The organism is Pantoea sp. BJ2, assembly GCF_040255075.1.
Lineage (GTDB): Bacteria > Pseudomonadota > Gammaproteobacteria > Enterobacterales > Enterobacteriaceae > Pantoea > Pantoea leporis.
Window position 1 is genome coordinate 219,128 of record NZ_CP158293.1, and the last position, 21,931, is coordinate 241,058.

A 21,931-nucleotide genomic window follows, 5' to 3' on the forward strand; every position below is an offset into this window, starting at 1 on the left:
GCTAAGGGATGCGGATAATAGCGAATTTTGCGGCAACTGGCGAATCCGGGCATGTGTCTATTCGCTCAGGCGAAATTTATCGTCCAGACTTAAAGCAAAGACGTGGTCTGCGCAGGCAATGTGCTTTACACTGCGCGCTGAAAAAACTGAGTAGATAACGATTAGGTAGGCGGCAATGGCGATGAACGGAACGATCACAACCTGGTTTCAGGATAAAGGTTTTGGATTTATCAAAGATGAAAATGGCGATAACCGCTATTTCCATGTGATTAAGGTCGCTAACCCTGAGCTGATTAAGAAAGACGCGGCGGTGACCTTTGAACCCACCACCAATAATAAAGGTTTGTCAGCGTATGCGGTGAAGGTCTCGCCTGAGAGCAAATACATCTATATTGCCGGCGAGCGCCTGAAGCTCACCTCGATCAAATCTTATGTGGTTTACAGCGAAGACGTGCCGGTTGAAACGCGCATCGATAAAGAGAATACCGTGCTGTCGGTAGGTATTCTGATGAATAGCATCAAGCCGAAAACAGACGTTAAGCCGGATGAAACGCGCTCACTGAAAAAACTGGCGGTAACCACCTTTCAGGGAACGACTTTGATTTTCACGGCGGATGAAATTGATATTGATGCCACGGTGAAAATGCTTAAGGTGTGAAGATATTGTGATTAATTCTCAGCGGAAATCCTCACGCAGGATTTCCGCATTAATTATGCCGTTGGCCTTTCGTTCCATGCGTCGGTGAATTGAATATTTCCATCAACATATTTCCACGTGATCTTCGCGTAACGCAGCGCAACGCTTTCCATATGCCCGGTTCCTGGACAATTACGCGTGTCATGCATGATCGGCGATATCGAGATGACCTTTACGTCTTCCATTAATATGTTGAAGTACTCTTCTTCCTGACCGGCGTCACTGATGCGGTACCATTTGAGTTCCGCAGCTTTCAGCGTCTGGCCTGTGGCTACTGCCTTGTAAAGATAAGGGGAGGCAGAATCAATTTCTTTCTCGAACTGAAACGGAGCATGTTGCCGGGTTCCAGTCAACTTGCCGGAGCTGTTATCCGTGGGAATGCTGAGATTATGGTGAATACCTCTCAGCTCGATACTCCCTTCTCGGTTCATCACATCAGAACCACCACGAATTACAGCACCGCCATCATCTTTAATCCACATATGAACTGGAACTGCCATGTCAATTCTCCTTGTATTATTTATATAACCAACAGCCTGCTTTAGCGGACTCTATTAACATTCCTATCGTAAAGTCGGGAACCTGAACTGGAATAGTTTTCTTAAAAGGATTCCAGGAAAATGGGATGTCCGGGTAATAAACTTTGATATCGAAACCAGCGGGGTCAACGTTAAATTTCGTAAAATACTCTTTCATTAACTCCTCAACCTCATACTCATCAATACTCAGATCGGTATCGAGATCAGTCTCATGGGTAAGAATCACTTTTCTAATGTTGAACAAATAGGTTCCGGCATACGGCCGAATGAAATCATATATTTGCTGTTCGATATTACTTACCATATTTTATCTGCTTCTGAGACAATAAAGTTGTAGTCCCTGATTGTACAGTAAACTATTTGGGATATATCGGCAGCGAGTATAATGACACCGAGTAGTGGAACGGTTCGCCCCACAAAAGTGCCAATATTCCTTACATAGATTTTCCTTGCAGTCCATGGGGTATAACCCCCTAACCATGTTGGAAGTTCAATCCCATAAGGGAATTTAGCTTTCTTGAATACGGCTCGTGAAGCCTTAGAGGCATAGGAAGTTCCTTTCGTGGTATTACCACCAATCTTCCCTCTCGTTGATAAGTTATTTCTACCTGAAACGATAGCCGCAACAGCTGAAAAATCAGCAACACCCAGTCCATATTGTTCGACAACCTTTTCACAAAAAATCATAAAAAGGAGTTCACTGCTCGTTAGATTCGAACGTCCAGCATAGAAGTACGTCCCATTAAGCTGCTCAACCGTATCCATAATCATCCTCCCTGAATTACAGGCGGCCAGATTACAACGTGATGAACGCTATTTTTTGTTCAAAAGAGAGGAGTGGAACCACTAATAGCGGGTTAACTATTGGAGAGTTTAGGGAGACTATGGCAGCGTTTGCCTGGCAAAGGCAGCGTGGTCGCCATGATTGGCGACCCAGCGTTTTCGTAGGGTGCACATTTATGCGCACCGGCTAAATCAGCTTAAAAACTCTGCCAATCCGCATCATTCACCACCGCAACGCGCGAGGGTTTAACGAATGAAGGCGTACGCACCACAGCCTGCTTTTGCTGAACTTCGCCAGCCGCCGCGACATGGAATTTACCCACCAGCTGATTCAAATTCCCGGCCTGTTCCTGCAGCGATTGCGAAGCGGCAGAGGCTTCTTGCACCAGCGCGGCGTTCTGCTGCGTAACGTCGTCCATCTGATTCACCGCTTGCTGCACCTGCACGATGCCCTGACTCTGCTCGACTGCGGCAGCGGCGATTTCTTCCACCAGCTGACTTACCTGATGAATGGCATCGTTCATCACGCTCATATTACGGCCTACGTCGCTGGCCTGCGCAGCACCGGCTTCGGTCAGACGATGTGACTCTTCGATCAGCGTTTTGATTTCGCGCGCGGCGGTGGTTGAACGTTGCGACAAGTTGCGCACTTCACCGGCGACTACGGCGAAGCCTTTGCCGTGTTCACCGGCACGTGCGGCTTCAACGGCAGCGTTCAGCGCCAGAATGTTGGTCTGGAAGGCGATGCCTTCAATGATCGAAACGATTTCCGTCACTTTGCGCGAGCTACCACGAATGTTATCCATGGTTGAAAGCATGGTGGTCAGTGATGTGCTGCTCTTCTCCGACAATCCGCTGGCGTTAGCGGCAAGCTGACTGGCCTGGCGCGTGTTATCGGCGGTTTGACGCACGGTTTCACTCAGCTCGGTCATGCTGGCCGCGGTTTGCTCCAGCGATGCCGCCTGTTGCTCGGTGCGTGATGAGAGATCTTCATTGCCCGCGGAAATCTGTACCGATGCGCTGCTCACTGATTGTGACGCCTGACGCACCGAAGAGAGCGCGCCTGCAACGCGTTCCATCAGGACGTTAAACGAGTGCGCCATGTTGCCCACTTCATCACGACGGCTCTCATCTGCTTTCAGCGTCAAATCGAGGTTTTCGCTGGCAGTCATCATTACTTTGCCCGCAGCAGACAAGCTGCGACGAATGCGCAATACGGTGAACAGCGACAGCACGCCAAAAATCAGCACGGTGGCGATAACGCCGGTGATGGTGGTCCATAACACCGAGTGGAACGTGCTACGGTTGGTGGCGCGCAGTTCATCGCCGATAGTGATATTCAGCTGCAGCTGTTTTTGATAATCGCTAATCAGCTGGCGAATGGCGGCTCCGATACCGGTTTGTCCATCAATCAGATTGAGGCTGATATCATTTTGATGCGCCCGCGAGGCGGTGATAAACGGCGCCAGTGCGGCGGTGACGTGCTGAATATTGGCATAAGCGACTTCGGTTAAGCGCTTATCTTCATCGCTGGAGATATCGTGCGCCATGTAGTAATCGGTCTGCGCCTTCAAATCCGCCAGCTGTTTCTGGATCTCGTCCTCAATAGCCGGCATTTTGCTGTCGTCGGTCTGGCTTTTGTGTTTGTAGAGCGTCAGCGCCAACTGGTTACTGCCATCGATCAGTTTCCCCAGATCTTTGATCGAGGGAATCGCATTGGCCTGTACATATTCAAAGCGATCCTGAAAACCAGAGAGTAAGGAAATGGCGAGTATCGCTTGCAGGATGATGGCGCCAAACAGTATGGAAAAGGTGGCAAACAGACGTTGAGAGATGTTCATTTTATTATCCTTAATCTTAAAGCGTCCCGGCAAAAGCCGCGTAGGGAAGAGGGCAGATTAATAACCATCGGCAGATTGAGGAAATTAGTTAATTTTTTTATTCAGGGTTTAAGTCTTCAACTGGTTATCACGCTAATTTTTAACATTTTTGCCGGATACCAGCGCTGTATTGCATTGGATAAGTAAAGGACTACAAAACTCCGCGCTCCCTCCGATATTGCCTTACAGACCCGCTCTCTATGATTTCGGAAATCGTGAAAGTTTCTGAACTTAAAGAGAGTAAAATCCCATGAATAAAATATTCCGTGTGATTTGGCATGCTGCAACGCAGCGTTATGTGGTGGCCTCGGAGCTGGCTAAGGGCAAGGTTAAATCCCATTCCTCTTCGGTGTTAACGCCGTCCGCAAGCAAAGCCATGGCGTTAACCGGTGTGGCGCTGGCAATTACAGTGGCTCTGCATGCTACAACGGCAATCGCTGCCAGAACCATCATTGCTAATGGCAATCCGGTCATTGTAAATAATCAGGATATTGTAGGTGCGGGAACCGGCGAATATGTGCGCGGCGTAAGCGCCACAAATAATGGGACAGTTGATTTCACCACCGGCACCATCACCACTTCAAATACCTATGGGCACGGTGCATTCGCAGATACTGGCGCTGGGGTGACCTTAAAAGATATCGATATCAAAACCTCTGCAGCCACGTCGCATGGACTCTATGCGCGCGGTGCCGGCTCTATCACTGGTGACGGTATCAATATCATTACATCTGGCAAAGGTTCATACGGGGTCCAAACCAGCGATGGTGATATCACGCTGACTAACGGCACCATTAAAACCAGCGGAGCCAATTCCTTCGGTGCGTTTGCGGCGGCGGGTGCTGGGCATCTTTCCATCAGTGATAGCAGCATCAGTACCACGGGCGATGGTGCTCATGCGGTCAACGCCACTGGTGGCGAGATAACAATTAACAATAGCGTCATCAAAGCAGAAGGCCACATGACTAATGGCGTTAAGGCCGCAGGAAACGCCAGCGTAGTTAATGTTAATAACAGCGAGATCAGCACGGCGGGCTCATCCTCCGAAGCGGTATATGCGCAAAACGGCGGTACGGTTAATCTGACTAACACCAATATCTTTACCGATCGCATTAATAACTACGGTCTGCGTGCCAATGGAGGCAATTCAGTGGTGAATTATGATGGCGGCACCATTACCACCACTGGAGGTACAATAACGGTTCAGGCATTCAATGGCGGGACATTAAATATCCGTAATGCCACCATTAACGGTGGAGCAACAACAGTTGATGCTTATGCAACTGGCGCAATTAATCTCGATAACGTCATTATCAATAATGATGGGTCAATGGCGACTAATGCGGCGGGTGTGTTTGTTCATGGTGTAGGCACAACGCTGAACGCCAAAAATGTCCAAATTAATACGACGGGAACCAATATCTTCGGTATTCAACTGGTTGGTAATAACTCAACGTTGGAAAATGTCGAAATTAACAGCGCTGTCAGAGGCTCCGGCCTGCAGGCATACGACGGCAGTCATATTGTTGCAAATAATTTGCGCATAAATATTCAAAGCCAGGAAGGGTTGGACATCTCCTCTGGTCTTACCATGAGATCAAATGGTGGCGACAATAACGTGGCGATGGAAAATTCCCAGATCGTTATGCAAGGCACGAATAGCGCAGCGTTACTTTTCAAATCTACAGCTAACAATACTAATAACTTGTCACTGATTAACAGCGCCGTCACTGCCAGTGAAGGCATCGCCATGAAAGTCACTGATACGGTGAATGCACAGGTGACCGCCTCTGGTGCTTTATTATCCGGCGCGACGCTGTTATCCACTGGCGTTAGCAGCACAGGCACGGTTAGCAATGTGACATTGACCGGTGATAACGGCTCAGTATTTAACGGTGATGTCATCATCGATCGCGCCAACACCGCGACTAACATCATCAACCTCGATAACAACTCCGTCTGGAACGGTGCGACCAGCTCACTGGAAAATCTGAACCTGGCGAATGGCAGCCAGTGGAATGTTACGTCGAGCTCTGCGGTGGATAATCTGACGCTGAATAACGCCACGCTGAATATGACCGCGGCCGGCACCGGCTTTAGCAAGGTGACCTTGAGCAGCCTGAACAGCACCAACGGTACCATCGACTTCAAAACCCATCTGATGGATGATCATTCAGAGACCGATCACCTGCACATCACCGGTGATTACGCCGGTAACAGCAACGTGGTGGTGCAGAACGCCGGCGGCACCGGCGCGCAAACCATCGATGGTATCGAGCTGATTCGCGTCGATGGCAACGTAAACGGTACGTTCACCCAGCAGGGCCGTATTGTGGCCGGTGCTTACGATTATCATCTGGTGCAGGATGCCAATAAATGGGTACTGGAGAGCAACAGCAACAACGTGGCACCGGGCAATCCAGGCAGCAATCCGGTTAATCCTGGCGATCCTGACAACGGCTCCGGCACGCCAGGCGATGATACCGGCACGCCGGGCAGTGGTTCAGGTAATGCGGGTGATGTGGGCAAGCCGGTTAAAGGCTTCCCGATTACGCGTCCGGAAGCGTGCAGCTATGCGGCTAACCTCGCTGCTGCGAATACCTTATTTACCACCTCGCTGGATGATCGTCTGGGTGAGACCCACTACATTGGTGCAGACGGTAAGAAACACGCCACCAGCCTGTGGTTGCGTAACGCAGGTGGACACACGCGCTTCAGCGATAGTTCCGGCCAGCTGAAAACCACCGGTAACCGTTATGTGATGCAGTTAGGCGGCGATATCGCCAAGTGGAGCAGTAATGGTGCGGACCGTTTCCATCTGGGTGTCATGGGCGGCTACGCTAATGCGCAAAGTAACACACACTCCAACGTGACGGGTTACACCGCAAAAGGTCAGGTGCACGGTTACAGCACGGGCGTTTACGCGACCTGGTTGCAGGACAACGCTGACAAGACCGGAGCTTATGTAGACAGCTGGATGCTCTACGACTGGTTTGATAACAGCGTGAAAGGTGATGGCATCGCGGAAGAGAGCTACAAATCGAAAGGCATCACCGCGTCAGTGGAAGCCGGTTACAGCTTCAAAGTCGCGGAGATGAGCGAGCGTTCCAGCGTCTATCTGCAGCCGAAGGCGCAGGCGACCTGGATGGGCGTGAAAGCGAAGGATCATCAAGAGCAAAACGGCACGCGCGTGGTGGGTGAAGGCGACAACAATCTGCAAACGCGTCTGGGTGTTCGCGCTTACATCAAAGGCCACAATGCCATTGATGATGGTAAAAACCGCACCTTCGAGCCATTTATCGAAGCCAACTGGGTGCACAACACCGAAACCTTTGGCAGCAGCATGAATGGCATCAGCGTGCAGCAAGCCGGTGCGCGTAACCTCGGTGAAGTGAAGCTGGGCGTCGATGCGAAGCTGAATAAAACTGTTAATCTGTGGGGCAATATGGCTCAGCAGATGGGGGATAAGGGGTACAACGATACCAGTGCGATGGTGGGCGTGAAGGTTAATTTCTGATAACACAAATCGCGCCGCTACGAATGCGTGCATGCTTCTGTAGCGGCGCAGTTTATTGCGCAAATTTATATAATTATGGCCTGCGGAACAGCGCCATACTGCGGCCTTCCAGCTCGAAATCCTTCTCTTTGGTAATCACTAACCCTTTCTCAACGCTGTCAGACGTCGAAAGCTCCAGCACCCAGCCGCCTTCACCAAACTGTGGAATACTGAACGGTACATTGCCTTCATACGGATTAAACAGCATCAACACGTCATGCCAGATGCCTTCCTCCGGCTCTAAATCCGGGCGACCGAGATACACCCCGAGCGTGGTGCCATCATCCCATTGATCATCCTGCTGGAAGCCGCCACCGGCGTTAAACCATTTGATTTCCATACCATCGCGCCAGCTTTCACGCCGCAGCAGCGGTTGTTGAGCGCGTAACGCCAGAATATGTCGGGTAAAGTCGCGCAGTGCATCAGCAGAAGGCGGCAGGTTTTCCCAATGCAGCCAGGAAATCTCGCTGTCCTGGCAGTAACCGTTATTGTTGCCAAGTTGACTGCGACCAAACTCATCGCCCGCCAGCAACATCGGCGTGCCGTGCGAGAACAGCAGCGTGGCGAGGAAGTTGCGTTTCTGCCGCTCACGTACCGCGTTGATGCCTTCATCGTCCGTTGGGCCTTCCGCACCGTAATTGTACGAACGGTTCTCGTTATGGCCGTCATTATTATCTTCACCGTTGGCTTCGTTGTGTTTCTCGTTGTACGAAACCAAATCGTTGAGCGTGAAGCCATCGTGCGCGGTAAGGAAGTTAATGCTGGACCAGGGACGGCGACCGCGCTGATCGTAAAGATCGCCAGAACCTAGCAGGCGCGCGGCAAAGTCATTAGTGACCATGTCACCTTTCCAGTATTCACGCACCGTATCGCGATACTTATCGTTCCACTCCGCCCAGCCCGGCGGGAAGCCGCCAACCTGATAACCGCCCGGCCCGATATCCCACGGTTCACCGATCAGTTTCAGTTTGGACAACACCGGATCCTGCATGATGGCATCGAAGAAGCCACTACGCTGGTCAAAGCCTTCCGGTTCACGGCCTAGCACGGTGCCGAGATCGAAACGGAAGCCATCAACATGCATGGATTCGGCCCAATAACGCAGCGAATCGAGAATCATCTGCAGCACGCGCGGATGCGACGTATTCACGGTGTTACCGGTGCCGGTGTCATTGATGTAGTAGCGATGCTGATCCGGCAGCGTGCGGTAATAAGAGTAGTTATCGATGCCCTTAAACGACAACGTGGGGCCCAGTTCATTGCCTTCGGCGGTGTGGTTGTAAACCACGTCGAGGATCACTTCGAGGCCAGCATCGTGGAAGGCGCGCACCATATCGCGGAAGCCCTGAATTCCGCGCGGACCAAAGTAGCGAGTGGCCGGGGCGAAGAACGCCAGCGTGTTGTAGCCCCAGAAGTTTTTCAGACCGCGATCCAGCAGATGCTGATCGTCCGGGAAACCGTGCACCGGCAGCAGCTCCACGGTGGTTACGCCCAGGCTTTTGATGTAATCGATCGAAGCCTGATTGCTTAGACCGTCGTAAGTGCCGCGCATCTCTTCGGGCACCGCCGGATTAAGCTGGCTAAAACCTTTAACGTGCGCTTCATAAATGACCGTTTTCGACCACGGAATATTCGGTCGGTTAGCATCCTGCCAGTCAAATTCATTGGGATCGATGACCACACATTTGGGCGTAAACGGTGCGCTGTCGCGGGTATCGAAACTCAAATCCTTGTCTTCATGCAGCAGGTCATACGCGAAGTGCGACTCGTCCCACTGCAATTCGCCCGCCAGTTCGCGTGCGTAAGGGTCGAGCAACAGTTTGTTAGGGTTAAAGCGATGGCCATTTTCCGGCTCGTACGGGCCGTGCACGCGATAGCCATAGAGCGCGCCGGGCTGCAAGCCGGGAATGTAGCCGTGCCACACTTCATGGGTGTATTCCGGCAAATCGAAGCGGGCGATTTCGTTTTCGCCGCTCTCATCGTATAAACACAGCTCGACTCGCTCAGCGCAGGCCGAAAACAGCGCAAAGTTCACGCCTTGGCCATCATAGTTAGCGCCAAGCACTTGTCCCGAACCTGCTGTAATTTCTAGAGGCTTACTTGTCATCCATTATTCTCCACACAGATTAATCGGGTAATGCATCAGCTGCTTAGCAGCACTAACGGCGCACTTGAGGCCGCCTCATCCAGCGCGATGTAATCGCCAATCGTCACGGTTTCGCCACTCCATAAGTTACGATAGTGGCGATGGGCGAGTGACTCGGGTAGTACCACTTCGGTTTGCGTCCACTGCGCGTTGTCAAAACTCAGGCGAGGAAGAATGACCAGCAGCGCGTGGTTACTGTCCTGACGCGCAAAGGCGATAACTTTCTCCTGATGCTCGCCGCTGACGTCCAGCGGCTGATAATCGCCCACGCGGAACAGCTGCGGATAATCGCGGCGCAGATGCAGAAGGCGTGCAATCACCTGTTGTTTCAGTTTGCCGCTCAGCCAGTTTTGCGCGTCGTTAAAGTCAGGCGAAGCGGACTCTTCCAGCTGCTGCTCCAGCAGCGCGAAGTCCGGCGTGCGGCGGTTGTCGGGATCGACCAGGCTGAAATCCAGCGCTTCGCTGCCCTGATAGATATCCGGCACGCCCGGCGCGGTGAGTTTAATTACCGTTTGCGTCAGGCTGTTGATTAATCCAGCCTGAATAAACGGTTGCAACGCGTGGCTGAAATCGCTGAGGAACAACTGATTGGCCGGTGAAAGCAGATGACGCGCGTAATCCAGCACCGCTTTTTCGTAGGCGTCGTTGCTCTCTGCCCAGTCGGTGCGCAGTTTGGCTTCGCGTAACGCTTTTTCGACAAAAGTAATAAAGCGCTCTTCGAGTTGGCTGGCATCCTGCGGTTGCAAGGTGGTCGGCCACACGCCAGCTAACGCCTGATACAGCATCCATTCCACTGCCGGTTCCGGTGCGGCGCCATCGTCCAGTTCCACTACCTGCGCCTGATTAATCTGCCGCCAGCGCGCTACGTGTTCCGCCCACAGCGCGGGTGCTTCGCTTAGCGTATACAGCCGCGCACGCGCATCTTCACCACGTTTGGTGTCGTGGGTTGAGGTGGAAGAGATGCCATCGGGCTGCTGTTGCAGCCGCGTTTGCATCTCGCTGTGGAAATGCGCCAGCGAGAAGGCGTGCGGCAGCGGTTCTGCGCCCACTTCATTGATGGCTAACGCGACGTGATTGCGGAAGAACAGCGTGTCTTCCACCGATTTCGCCATCAGCGGTCCGGTCAGCTGCTGGAAGCGCATGCGGAATTCGTGCGCGTCTTTTTCGCTCTCTTCGGAAACCGCGCCCAGCAGCATCGCCTGCAGCAAACTCAACACCGTCGGTGACGCGCTGTTTTTCACCGTTTCCAGCACCTGTTGCAGCAGCTCTTCGCCTTCGAGCGGCATGCCGTCCTGCTGGCCGTAGGTGCGATACACCGGGAAGGCGATGAGGATTTCGCGCAGTGCGACGTGCAGTTCCGCTTCGCCAAGGTTGCGATGTTCAGAACCGGCAATCTGCGTCGCCAGCTTAAGCAGACGCGCAAACTCACCGGCGAAATTGCGGTCAACCATCAATTCACGCGCCACGCGCAGTCCGCCTTCAACGTCGTTGCGTTGTCCGGTGGTGGCTTCATAGGCCAGATGCAGCGTATCGATCTGCGAATCATCCACCAGCGCGTGCGACAGCGCGGCAATAAATTCGTAGCCGGTGGTGCCGGAAATGGGCCAATCGTCAGGGATCTTTTCTCCTTCGGCGAGGATCTTTTCCACCGTGATGTAGCAATCCGGGCCGGTGGCCTGGCGCAGCTGACGCAAATAGCCTTGTGGATCGGCAAGGCCATCAACGTGATCGACGCGCAGGCCGCTGACCGCACCGGAGCGCACCAGTTCGAGAATCAGCCGGTGGGAATCGGCAAACACCGCTTCATCTTCAACGCGCAAGCCGACCAGACCGGTGATCTCAAAGAAGCGGCGATAAGAGAGCTCGCTGCGTGCATCGCGCCAGCTCATCAAACGCCACGGCTGCTGCTCATGCAGTTCAGCAATCGCTTTGGCTTCAGTCATCGCCAGCACCTCATCGGCGCGATCCTGCCAGCTGGCGGGCGTCAGCGGGTAAAAGCTGCCGTAATACGCCAGCGCGGGATGGCCAGTTTGCGGATGCGCTTTAATGCTCAGCTCACCGTTTTCCAGCACGTTCTCGAAGCTGTCGCCGAGAAACGGCAGCGTCAGGCGGCGCGTCCAGTCGATATCAAAATGATTGGCATAGCGGCTGCTCTCGCCATACTCGATCACATCACGCCACCAGGCATTTTCCAGCGAGGCCGCCATATGGTTTGGCACGATGTCGAGAATCAAGCCGATCTCCGCGTCCTGCAACGCCTCAACCAGACGATTAAAGCCGTCGCGGCCGCCAATCGCCGGTTCGATCTCATTGGCATCGATGACGTCGTAACCGTGGGTGGATTCGGCGGTGGCGCTAAATATCGGCGACGCGTAAAGATGGCTGATGCCAAGGCGTTGCAGATAGGGCACCAGCGCCGCGGCGCGATCAAACGTCATGCCGTTGCGAAACTGAATGCGATACGTCGCGGTTGGAATACTCATTTTGTTGCTCCCTGATCCAAACGCACCACGATGGCGTTTTGTGATAATGCTTCAGTTTCTTGCGGCCAGGCGAAAATCGTGCGACCTGGCGTGGCGGGTAAAGGTTGCGTCTGCTTGCCGATATTCAGCGCCAGCGACAGTTCGCCCTGTGGGAAATGCCAGCTGACGGCCACAAAGCCTTCAGCGGTGGCGAGCACCTTGCCGCTGTTGCCGCCCGCATCGGCCAGCAGCGGCACGATATATCGCTGACGCAGCGCCAGCAGCTCGCGCGTGAGCGCCAGCCAGCTCTGGCCTTCAGGCGTTTGTAACTTATCCCAGTCAAGTTTTGAGCGGGTAAAGGTCTGCTCGGCGTTGGGATCTGGCACCTCTTCGTCATGCCCGGCGTGCCCGGTGAACTCCTTCGCGCGCCCTTCACGCACCGCTTTGGCTAGATCGCCGTGGAAATCGGTGAAGAACAGGAAAGGATTCGTTTCCCCATACTCTTCGCCCATAAATAGCAGCGGAATATGCGGCGACAGCAGCAGCGTCGCCAGCAGCACTTTGGTGCGATCGCTGCCCGCCAGGCTGAGCAAACGATCGCCCTGCGCGCGGTTACCCACCTGATCATGGTTCTGGATGAAATCAACAAACGCCACCGGCGGCTGGCTGGCGCTCGGCACGCCGCGCCGCTGCCCACTCTGCGGTGAAAGTTCGCCCTGATAAGCAAAGCCTTCAGTCAGTACGCGCGCCACCAGCTTCTCCGGCACGTCGGCGAAATCTTCGTAATAGGCATGAGTTTCACCGGTTGCAAACACGTGCACCGCGTTGTGGAAATCATCGTTCCACTCACCGGTAAACAGCGGCGCGTTGCCCTGTTTGTCACGCGGATGCAGGAAGATAACGTTGCGGCAATCTTCGGTGGTGAGATGAATAGGGCGCTCGGGTATTTCCTGACGGATGCGTTCGGCAATCTCAATCAGCGCATGCTTACTGGAGCTGTCTTCAATCTGGTCGATGGCATCAAAACGTAGGCCATCAAGATTAAATTCCTGCAGCCAGTAGAGCGGTGCTTCGACAATGTAGCGCCGCACAGCATCGACATCATATGCAATGCCCGCGCCCCACGGCGTCATGCGTTCCTGGTGGAAAAACGCCGGCGCCAGCAGCGGCAGGTAGTTGCCTTCCGGGCCAAAGTGGTTGAGCACGATATCCAGCACCACCGACAAACCGTGCGCGTGCGCGGCATCGATAAAGGCTTTGAAATCATCCGGCGATCCGTAAGCCGCATGCGGAGCGTAGAGCAGCACGCCGTCGTAGCCCCAACCGCGATTGCCACCAAACTGCGACACCGGCAGCACTTCCAGCTGCGTGATGCCTAATTCGGCCAGCCACGGCAATTTAGCTATCGCCGCCTGGAAAGTGCCTTCGGGCGTGAAGGTGCCGATGTGCATTTCATACACCACCGTTTCATGCCACGGACGACCTTGCCATTCGGTGTGCTGCCACCGATAGCTTTGCGGATCGACCACCAGTGAAGGGCCGTTAACATCAGCCTTTTGCGCACGCGCGGCGGGATCCGGCACCACCGTGCCATCGTCCAGCACAAAGTTATACTCTGCACCGGGCGCCACGCCGCTGACTTGCAGCTCAAACCAACCGTCGCCTGCGTCGAGCATGGCGGTGTCGTTATCGGCAAGTCTTAAGGTGATGTGCTGCTGCCCTGGTGCCCAAACACGAAAACGGACGCTGTCATCAGCAAGAATCTCAGCGCCCCAGGATTTTTCAAATGATCTGAATTCCATTCAATTGCCTCGTTTAGCCCACGCAGGGGCAATGGACGACATCAAGCGATTCGCTACTGGCTGAAAACGATAAATAATTTGGGATGAAAGTTAGGTCGGACAACAAATCATAGTCGATATTTTGGCGTTTTCTGGTGCGCGCGAGAGGATTTCAGGTGGGTTTAAGAAATTATCGAATTAGCGGGGGATTTTTACGCTTCGGTTAGATGAGGTCGCCATGAATGGCGTAATGCTGCTCAGTTAAACGCCGAGCGACTTTCGTTCGCCCTATGCTGAGGCAGTTGCAGTGTCTTCGTGCGGCGACCGAGCAGAGGACGCCTAGCCGCGCCCTCTGCACTCCCGGGCCTTGCGCCAGCCCAACCCGCCGCTGCGCGGTGCCTTCACTCATTCACGATTCCTGACGGACCGGCGGCGATTCGCTCCTGCTCAGCGCCGCCTCTCGCCGCATCCCTGCGGCTCGCCCTGGAATCCCTCATTCGTTCAGCGGATTGGGATGTCGCCTCAACATCCGCGCTGCAGCAGTCATGCGTATTCTCAACTCAAAATCGCTTTAAATCCCGCAGGACTGCGGCCCTTGTTAATGCCGACTCGAACCTAAGCCGTTTTATGCTTGACCTTACGTTTACGCAATTTATCGATCAAACGATGCGCTTCCGCTTCTGTTGCCACCGCAGGCGATGAACCTTTCAGCGGTTTGCGTGCCGTTTCACTCAAGGTTAAAACCGTCAGCAAACCAATAATCCCGGCACCGATCATGTAATACGCCGGCATCAGATTATTGTGCGTGGTATCCACCAGCCATGCGGTAATCAGCGGCGTGGTGCCACCAAATAGCGAAACCGATAAGTTAAAACCAATTGCCAGCGCGCTATAACGAATATCGGTGACAAACAGCGCCGGTAACGTTGCCGGCATGGTGCCGCTGAAACAAGTATGCAATAAGCCCAGAATCGCCAGTCCGGCAAACACCAAAAGCATATTGCCGGAACCAATCAACATATAGCTCGGAATCGCCAGCACGATTAAGCCCAACGCGCCTAAACCAATCACCGGACGGCGACCAATGCGGTCGGTGAGATATCCCCACATTAACGTCAGCGGCATCATGATAAACATAATCACCATCACCAACATCAGGCCGGATAATTCACTCATTCCCAGCACGCCGGTTAAATAGCTCGGCATATAGGCGGTCAGCATATAATTGGAGACGTTGAACAACAGTACCAGACCAATACATTTCAGCAGCGGTTTACGTTGATCGCGCAGCATCTGCCACACGCTCAGGCGCGGTTTGTTGTGCTCCATCTCTTCGCGCTTATCCATGTGATCTTTAAACGCGGGCGTCTCTTCCAGCTTTAAGCGGATATACAAACCGAACAGACCCAACGGCGCGGCGAGGAAGAACGGCACACGCCAGCCCCAATCCATCATGGTTTGATGCGGTAAGAAAGCGATCATTGCTGTCACCAGGCTGGCGCCTAGCAGATAGCCACCCAGCGTACCGAACTCAAGGAAGCTACCCATAAAGCCGCGGCGTTTGTCGGTGGAGTATTCCGCGATAAAGGTCGCGGCACCGCCATATTCACCGCCGGTGGAGAACCCTTGCAGCAAGCGCGCCAGCAGCAGCAGAATCGGCGCAGCGATACCAATGCTGGCATAGCTTGGGATCAGACCGATACAGAACGTACCGATCGACATCATGATCATGGTCAACGCCAGCACCTTCTGACGTCCAATGCGGTCGCCGAGTGGACCAAACACCATGCCGCCAATCGGACGCACTAAAAACGCCGCGGCGAAGGTTCCGAACGAAGCGATCAGCTGCGCGGCAGCGCTGGCATCGGCGAAGAAGACCTGGCCAATGATAACGGCGAGATAGCTGTAAACGCCGAAGTCAAACCACTCCATCGCATTACCCAATGCGGCGGCACCGACCGCGCGTTTCAGCAATTTGTTGTCGATAACGGTGATGTCATCAACGGTTAAGCCACTGGCTGTGGCTGAGTGTGTTGTATCCGTTCCTGTGCTCATAAATTCCCCAGTTGAGAAAATGGCGCGATCTTATAGCTTTCGCAGCCGTAATTTCATAAATGGAAAAGAAAGCTATAAGAGGCAGAAGAAGCGCAAACCCTAGTAAAGATTTTAACATCTCGCAAGTTGGCAGGATAAAACACGGGTAGATAGCATGCTTGAGGGAGGTCGCCATGGATGGCGACCGTGAATGTAGATGATCAGCCTGGCCCCTCACTACCGGCCGCCAGCAGCGGCACAATCACATCGCTGATTGGCGTGGGAATACCGCGCGCCCGACCATAACGCTGCACGACGCCGTTGCGGATATCCCACTCCAGCGGACGGTCGGCCTGGCGGTCGGCAAGGATCGAGGTGCCTAAATCAGTCGGTGCGCGGTGGAAGCGTTCTACAATCTCCTGCGGCACCTCATCTTTTAACGCGGCACCTTCGGCGCGCGCTACCGTCAGGCACTCCTGCAAATAGGCCAGCGCCAGCGCGCTGATGTCTTCGCGCTGGAACATACCCGCACGACGATTCGACAGCACCATCAAACCGGCAACCGCGTTTTGCAGCAGTTTGCGCCAGGCGATGGTCAGGAAATCGGCGGAGAGATCGACCGCGCAGCGCGTGTCGCGCAGTGCCGCAACCACCAACTCAGCGTGCGGCGTTTCCGGCAGTGTCAGGCGCGGCTTTTCCCGCAGCCACACCGAGGCGTCCGGTTCGCGCTGGGCCGGGAACCACACCACCGATGGCAGCACGGTCGCGCCATTGACATAGGGCGCGAGTTGGCTTTTCTGCTCCACGCCATTCTGCAGCGCGCACACCACGGTATTTTCATTACACAGCGCCGCCAGCCATGGCGCGGTATCCTCAACCTGGGTGGTTTTCACCGCCATAAACACCAGATCGAACGGTTGCGCGATCTCGGCGGTATTGGTGAGCACCGGGCCGGGAACAATAATTTTGCCGCTGTCGTGACGCAACTCCAGCTGCGGATGTGCGGTACGCCCGCAAATCGTGGGCGTGCGTCCAGCTTCATGCAGTGCCGCTGCGATGGTGGTGCCAATCGCGCCCGGTCCAATAAGGGCGATGGTGGGATTCTCAGACATCTTATTAAGCTCCTGATTATCAAAATGCTTGCAGGGATCGTAGCGGCGCAATTCATTGCGCGATAAATCGCGCCGCTACGGGATAGGCTTTGATTGGAAAGCGTACGATGACCTTAATTGTTTAGCAGCGAAGAATAGCCGTTTACAGCACAGTTATGTGCTTTTTCCGCAGCAGTTGGCACATTTCGTCATCGGGTTGAGCATCAACGATCAAGGTGCTGGCCAGTGATAATTCGCCGATGGCAAACGCCGAAGCGGAATTCAGCTTCTCATTCGACACCATTACCACCGTTTCCGCCGCGCGTGCGGAAAGCGCACGTTTCACCCCGGCCTCTTCGTAGTTGCCAGTGGTTAATCCCGCCGTTTTGTGCACGCCGGTCACGCCCATGAAGAACAGATCGGCATTAATCCGCGCAATGCCTTCCAGCACCGCCGCACCCACCGCCACCACCGAATGGCGATAGAGCAGGCCGCCAATCATGATCACGTCAACCTGCGGATAATCCACCAGCGCCACGGCAATGCTTGGGCTGTGCGTCACCACGGTAAATGCCAGGTCCGGCGGCAGCAATTTCACCATCTCGGCGGTGGTAGTGCCGCCATCGATAATCACTACCTGGCCGGGCTGGATCAGCTGGACCGCTTTCTGCGCGATAAGGCGTTTAGAGCTAATCTGCACGCTTTTGCGTGTTTCAAACGGTGCAATAGCGGCAGAAACCGGCAGCGCACCGCCGTGTACACGTTGCAGTAATCCTTCGGCGGCTAATTCACGCAGATCGCGGCGGATTGAGTCTTCCGACACCGCAAAGCGCTGGCTAAGCTCGCTCGACATCACCTGTTTTTCTTCGCTCAGAATGGCGAGGATGTGCTGTTTACGTTGGCTGGAAAGCATTATTTTCTCATTCATGTTTTTGCTTGTATCTGCACGATTATGCATGTTAGCGTAGATTTTGTCACCTATCGCCGGGCAAATCGTGCAAAAAAACGCTTGCCCACACCATCGAATTTTTGGAGAAACGCAATGTTGATTCTTATAGCAGGGCCCGTACGCAGCGGCACCAACGGCAATCAAGTGTTAATTCATGAAAACATTAAGAAATTAGACCAGATTGCCCTGCAGGTCTACCAGCGCGGACATACGCCGGTGATTGGTGAGTGGCTGGCGTTGCCGCTGGCGAGCGCCGCCGGTTCGCAGACAATTGGCGATGAAATCAGTGAATCTTTTCTCTATCCGGTGGCGCATCGTTTGATTCACTGTTGCGATGCTATTTTACGCATTCCGGGCGCGTCGCAGGGGGCTGATAACGATGTGCGGATTGGCAAGGAGCGGGGGATGGCGATCTTTACCCAACTGGATGAGATTCCGGTGATTAAGAGTTAGATTAAGCGTGGTCGCCATGAATGGCGACCCGATAAAAATATCATTTATTACTCGTGATAAATCTGGCTGCGTCCGCCATCAACCAGGATATCGGTGGCATTGATGAAGCGCGCTTCGTCCGAGGCGAGAAACAGCGCGGTATATGCCACTTCCTGCGGTTCACCAATACGTTTGCACGGTAGCAAAGCGGCCTGCCGTTCACGCTCGGCTTGCGGATCGGGACAGCTTGCCAGCCAGGCTTCAGCGGCGGGCGTCACAATCAAACCCGGAGAAATGCTGTTAATGCGAATGCCCTGGCTGGCGTACTCCACGCCCAGCGAACGCGTCAGGCCAATCAAACCGTGCTTGGCAACCGGATAGGGAAACGCGCCGGGAATGATTTTGTGCCCGTGTACCGACGCGACGTTAATGATATTGCCGTACTGGCGCGCCAGCATGCACGGCAGCACGCTGCGGATCAGGTTGTAGGGTCCTTTCAGATTGACCTCCATACAGCGCTGCCAGTCGTCATCTTCCAGCGCCAGCGGATCGCGAAACACATTCACGCCCGCGCAGTTGATCAGAATATCAATCGGGCCCAGCGCTTGCTGCGCTTCGCTCACCGCCCGCTGCACCTCCTCGGGTTGCGTGACATCTGCGCTATAGGCAAAACAGTGTTGGCCGCTTTGCTGCTGCAACTCTGCCGCCAGCGCTTCGGTGGTTTCACCGTCAAGATCGAAGAGCGCCACGCGAGCACCTTGTTGCGCAAACAGTGTAGCGATTGCGCTGCCTATGCCGCTGCCAGCACCGGTGATAATCGCGGTTTTATTAGCTAATCGTGATGACATAATCGCCTCCTTATGAAGATGCCGGTAATGCCAGCCAGTCTGGGAAGTACAACGTGCGCTCGCCGCGCTGCACGGTAATCATTGGCCATTCGCCACTGCGCGTTAAGGCTTCGCAGCCCTCAGCGGTAAGTAAAAAGGTATCTTCGCTTTTTACGCCGCTGAGCGTGGGATTCCACGCCACGGCAATATCAGAGTGAATATCGCCGCGCGTATCTGGCGTTAGGATCACGTCGCGGCAACCATAACCCGCCGGGCCGCCCTGATGATGATCGCGCCACGCATCGCCATGTCCGTGCCGCTGATAGGCATCTTTAATTGCCTGAAATAGCGTTGACCAGCTTTGGCCCGGCTGCGTTGCACAGATAATATCGGCGTGAATCTGGCACAAGGTGTTGAGGTGCTGGCGTAATGCGGGTCCTGGTTGGCCGATATGCACTAACCGCGTCAGGCTCACGTGCAGCCCGTGGCGCTCGGCGCCGAGCGTGATCAGCATGTGTTGCTGCAGCTTTTTCTGCGTGGGCACCGGATGTTTGAACGCGCTAATACGCTCATCGGCCGCTACTAAGGTGCACATCGGACGAATACCGCGTGCCAGACAGGCAGCGACAATCTCGGCCTCCACTTGCCATTCCGTTACGCCTGCTTTTAACTGGTGCGCCACGCCTTCGACAATCTGCGCGGCTTCGCGCCCCAACGCTTTGAATCGCTGTTGCTCATTGCTGTTCAGGCCCTGTCGCAGCGCCACCATCGCTTGTTGAATATCAGACATGCCGTTTTGCGGCGTATCGCTGCCGAATTTGCCCTCAGGCAACAGGGTATTTAACGATTGATACCACGGATAGCTCAGCGTTTCACAGGCAAACGGCAGCGATTCTTCGGCGAGGATACGCGGCATCTCATTTTCAGGGGCGAGCAGTAGAACCTTGTCCTGCGTGATGAGCAAGCTGGCCACGCCGACTTCGGCGCGTTCCACCACGTAAAAACTGGCACCGTCGGTCAGCCAGGCGATGTTATCGCGCCGGGTAAGCAGCACACCATCGAGCTGCCAGGAGGCGAGTGCACGCTGCAGGCGGGATAATTTTTCACTCATAAGCGTGCTCCTTGCTCTCGCTCTGCTGCGTCTGCAATAGCAATTCAGCAGCACGGTGAGCCACCGCCATCACAATAGCATTGGTGTTGCCGCTAATAATGTTGGGCATCATTGAGGCATCGACCACGCGCAGGCGGTTAACGCCGCGCACGCGCAGGTCGTCGTGTAACACCGCCAGCGGATCGTTATCGTGGCCCATGCGGCAAGTGCCGACCGGGTGATAGCCGGTTTTCACCATGCGCTTGCAGTGTTCGGCAATCGTTTCATCTGAAGTCATCTCTGCACCGGGGAAGATCTCTTGCTGCACCATCGCGCCGATGGGCGTCGCGGTGATGACCTTACGCGCAAAACGGAAACCGGCGATGGTGCGCGCCAAATCGTCGGGATGACCAAAGATTTGTGTATCGATAATCGGCAAGCTGCTGGCGCTGCTATCGCGCAGCGTGACCTCGCCGGTCGCTTTGGGGCGCAGCAGCAGCGAATTGACGGTAACGCCATGGCCGGGATCGGCGCCCATCACGTCGCGGTCGAGATATACCGTGGGCACGCAAAACATCTGAATCGTTGGCGTGGCGCCGAAATCGAGCGGGTCAAAGAAGGCGCAGGTTTCCACGCCGGTGGTGGTGACCGGACCGGTTTTGAACAACATATATTGCAAGCCGGCTTTGACCATCGGCCAGCCACGATCCTGACCATAATAGCCAAACGCACCGTTGGTGCTGGCCACCACCGGCACTTCATAGTGATCCTGCAAATTCTTGCCGACACCCGGCAAATGCTGACGCAGCGTGATGCCATGCTGTTTTAGCTGGGCTTGTGGACCGATGCCGGAGAGCATCAGCAGCTTCGGCGTTTGATAGGCACCGGCAGCCAGAATCACCTCTTTACGCGCGCAGGCACGTTGCGGATGGCCATCCTGTGTGTAGCGTACGCCGCTGGCATTTGCGCCCTCGAACAGAATCTCCTCTACCTGCGCGCCGGTGACGATGGTCAAGCGCGCGTCATGGCGCAGCGGCGTAATAAAGGCATCCACCACGCTGCAGCGCTGGCGCGTCTGACCGTTAATGGTGTGCTGCATAAAGCCTACGCCAAACGGATTGCCGGTATTGAAATCCGGCGTGTAAGGAATCCCCAATCCCTGCAGAGTTTTCACATAGGCGCGGCTCAGTGGGCTGAAGTGGCCGAGATGCGACACTTTCATTGGCCCGCCGATGCCGTGATGGGGCGCGCCGAGATGATCGTTATCTTCGATGGCGGTAAAGTGCGGCAGCAGCGCATCCCACGACCAGTCGATGCCCTGATTGCCGAGTGCGCTGTTCCAGTCGGCGTAATCCTGGCGATGGCCGCGCATATACACCATCGCATTGACCGTCGAACCGCCGCCCAACACTTTCGCCTGCGGCACAATCACGCCGCGTCCGTTGAGCTGTGGCTGCGGCTCGGTCTGGTGCATGGTGAGGAATTTGTCGCTGGCGAGAAACTTCATGTAACCTGCGGGCATCTTTAGCACCGGGTGATACTCATCGCGCCCGGCTTCCAGCAGCAGCACGCGCGCGTTGCCTTCCGTGACTAACCTGGCGGCGACGATACAACCGGCGCTGCCGCCGCCCACCACAATGTAATCAAACTCTTTCATGGTTCTC

16 protein-coding genes are annotated in these 21,931 nt (G+C 54.6%); 3 read left to right on the forward strand and 13 right to left on the reverse strand.

What is annotated here, in order from left to right:
* Nucleotides 1-175: 175 nt before the first annotated feature.
* On the forward strand, nt 176-658 hold the full coding sequence (locus AAF463_RS20535; RefSeq protein WP_101761317.1) for a cold shock domain-containing protein: 483 nt from the start codon (nt 176-178) through the stop codon (nt 656-658).
* 53 nt (nt 659-711) lie between these two features.
* On the opposite strand, the gene tssD is transcribed toward AAF463_RS20535, so the two are convergent.
* The 4 genes from tssD to AAF463_RS20555 form a co-directional block, all read right to left on the reverse strand.
* Entirely contained in the window at nt 712-1,197 is a 486-nt protein-coding gene (gene tssD / locus AAF463_RS20540) for a type VI secretion system tube protein TssD (RefSeq protein ID WP_192235130.1), read from the reverse strand.
* Between the two features lie 16 nt (nt 1,198-1,213).
* Complete coding sequence (locus tag AAF463_RS20545; RefSeq protein ID WP_210080203.1) at nt 1,214-1,540, reverse strand: DUF1493 family protein; 327 nt, start codon at nt 1,538-1,540, stop codon at nt 1,214-1,216.
* Nucleotides 1,534-2,001, reverse strand: coding sequence for an STM2901 family protein (locus AAF463_RS20550; protein ID WP_210080204.1), 468 nt, complete (start codon nt 1,999-2,001; stop codon nt 1,534-1,536). The genes AAF463_RS20545 and AAF463_RS20550 overlap by 7 nt, the downstream gene beginning before the upstream one ends.
* Before the next feature lie 215 nt (nt 2,002-2,216).
* The gene (locus AAF463_RS20555) at nt 2,217-3,860 is read right to left on the reverse strand and encodes a methyl-accepting chemotaxis protein (protein WP_350262348.1); all 1,644 of its coding nucleotides are present in this window, start codon (nt 3,858-3,860) and stop codon (nt 2,217-2,219) included.
* 289 nt (nt 3,861-4,149) lie between these two features.
* Here AAF463_RS20555 and AAF463_RS20560 point away from each other — a divergent pair, with 289 nt between their 5' ends.
* On the forward strand, nt 4,150-7,416 hold the full coding sequence (locus tag AAF463_RS20560) for an autotransporter outer membrane beta-barrel domain-containing protein (protein WP_350262349.1): 3,267 nt from the start codon (nt 4,150-4,152) through the stop codon (nt 7,414-7,416).
* Between the two features lie 73 nt (nt 7,417-7,489).
* On the opposite strand, the gene glgX is transcribed toward AAF463_RS20560, so the two are convergent.
* The 6 genes from glgX to AAF463_RS20590 form a co-directional block, all read right to left on the reverse strand.
* Nucleotides 7,490-9,562 (reverse strand): glycogen debranching protein GlgX, encoded by a 2,073-nt coding sequence (gene glgX / locus AAF463_RS20565; protein ID WP_192412792.1) that lies wholly within the window; start codon nt 9,560-9,562, stop codon nt 7,490-7,492.
* A 35-nt stretch (nt 9,563-9,597) separates the two neighbouring features.
* On the reverse strand, nt 9,598-12,084 hold the full coding sequence (treY, locus tag AAF463_RS20570) for a malto-oligosyltrehalose synthase (protein WP_350262350.1): 2,487 nt from the start codon (nt 12,082-12,084) through the stop codon (nt 9,598-9,600).
* Nucleotides 12,081-13,865: a malto-oligosyltrehalose trehalohydrolase gene (treZ, locus tag AAF463_RS20575; protein ID WP_350262351.1), complete on the reverse strand. Its 1,785-nt coding sequence runs from the start codon at nt 13,863-13,865 to the stop codon at nt 12,081-12,083. Before treZ ends, treY begins: the two co-directional genes overlap by 4 nt.
* Nucleotides 13,866-14,459: 594 nt before the next feature.
* The gene (proP, locus tag AAF463_RS20580; protein WP_350262352.1) at nt 14,460-15,899 is read right to left on the reverse strand and encodes a glycine betaine/L-proline transporter ProP; all 1,440 of its coding nucleotides are present in this window, start codon (nt 15,897-15,899) and stop codon (nt 14,460-14,462) included.
* A 200-nt stretch (nt 15,900-16,099) separates the two neighbouring features.
* Complete coding sequence (locus AAF463_RS20585) at nt 16,100-16,990, reverse strand: oxidoreductase (RefSeq protein WP_350262353.1); 891 nt, start codon at nt 16,988-16,990, stop codon at nt 16,100-16,102.
* A 142-nt stretch (nt 16,991-17,132) separates the two neighbouring features.
* Nucleotides 17,133-17,882, reverse strand: coding sequence for a DeoR/GlpR family DNA-binding transcription regulator (locus AAF463_RS20590; RefSeq protein ID WP_210080451.1), 750 nt, complete (start codon nt 17,880-17,882; stop codon nt 17,133-17,135).
* A gap of 129 nt (nt 17,883-18,011) precedes the next feature.
* Between AAF463_RS20590 and AAF463_RS20595 the strand changes: the two genes are divergently transcribed.
* Nucleotides 18,012-18,371 (forward strand): NUDIX hydrolase, encoded by a 360-nt coding sequence (locus tag AAF463_RS20595; RefSeq protein ID WP_350262354.1) that lies wholly within the window; start codon nt 18,012-18,014, stop codon nt 18,369-18,371.
* Between the two features lie 47 nt (nt 18,372-18,418).
* Here the strand turns inward: AAF463_RS20595 and AAF463_RS20600 are convergent, their stop codons facing one another.
* Genes AAF463_RS20600 through AAF463_RS20610 form a run of 3 tightly spaced genes read right to left on the reverse strand, consistent with a single transcriptional unit; the run spans nt 18,419 to nt 21,924 of the window.
* Nucleotides 18,419-19,198: an SDR family oxidoreductase gene (locus tag AAF463_RS20600; RefSeq protein WP_350262355.1), complete on the reverse strand. Its 780-nt coding sequence runs from the start codon at nt 19,196-19,198 to the stop codon at nt 18,419-18,421.
* 10 nt (nt 19,199-19,208) lie between these two features.
* A complete protein-coding gene (locus tag AAF463_RS20605; protein WP_350262356.1) occupies nt 19,209-20,288 on the reverse strand; it encodes a M24 family metallopeptidase in 1,080 nt (359 codons plus the stop codon).
* Nucleotides 20,281-21,924, reverse strand: coding sequence for a GMC family oxidoreductase N-terminal domain-containing protein (locus AAF463_RS20610; protein WP_350262357.1), 1,644 nt, complete (start codon nt 21,922-21,924; stop codon nt 20,281-20,283). The genes AAF463_RS20605 and AAF463_RS20610 overlap by 8 nt, the downstream gene beginning before the upstream one ends.
* Nucleotides 21,925-21,931: the final 7 nt, after the last annotated feature.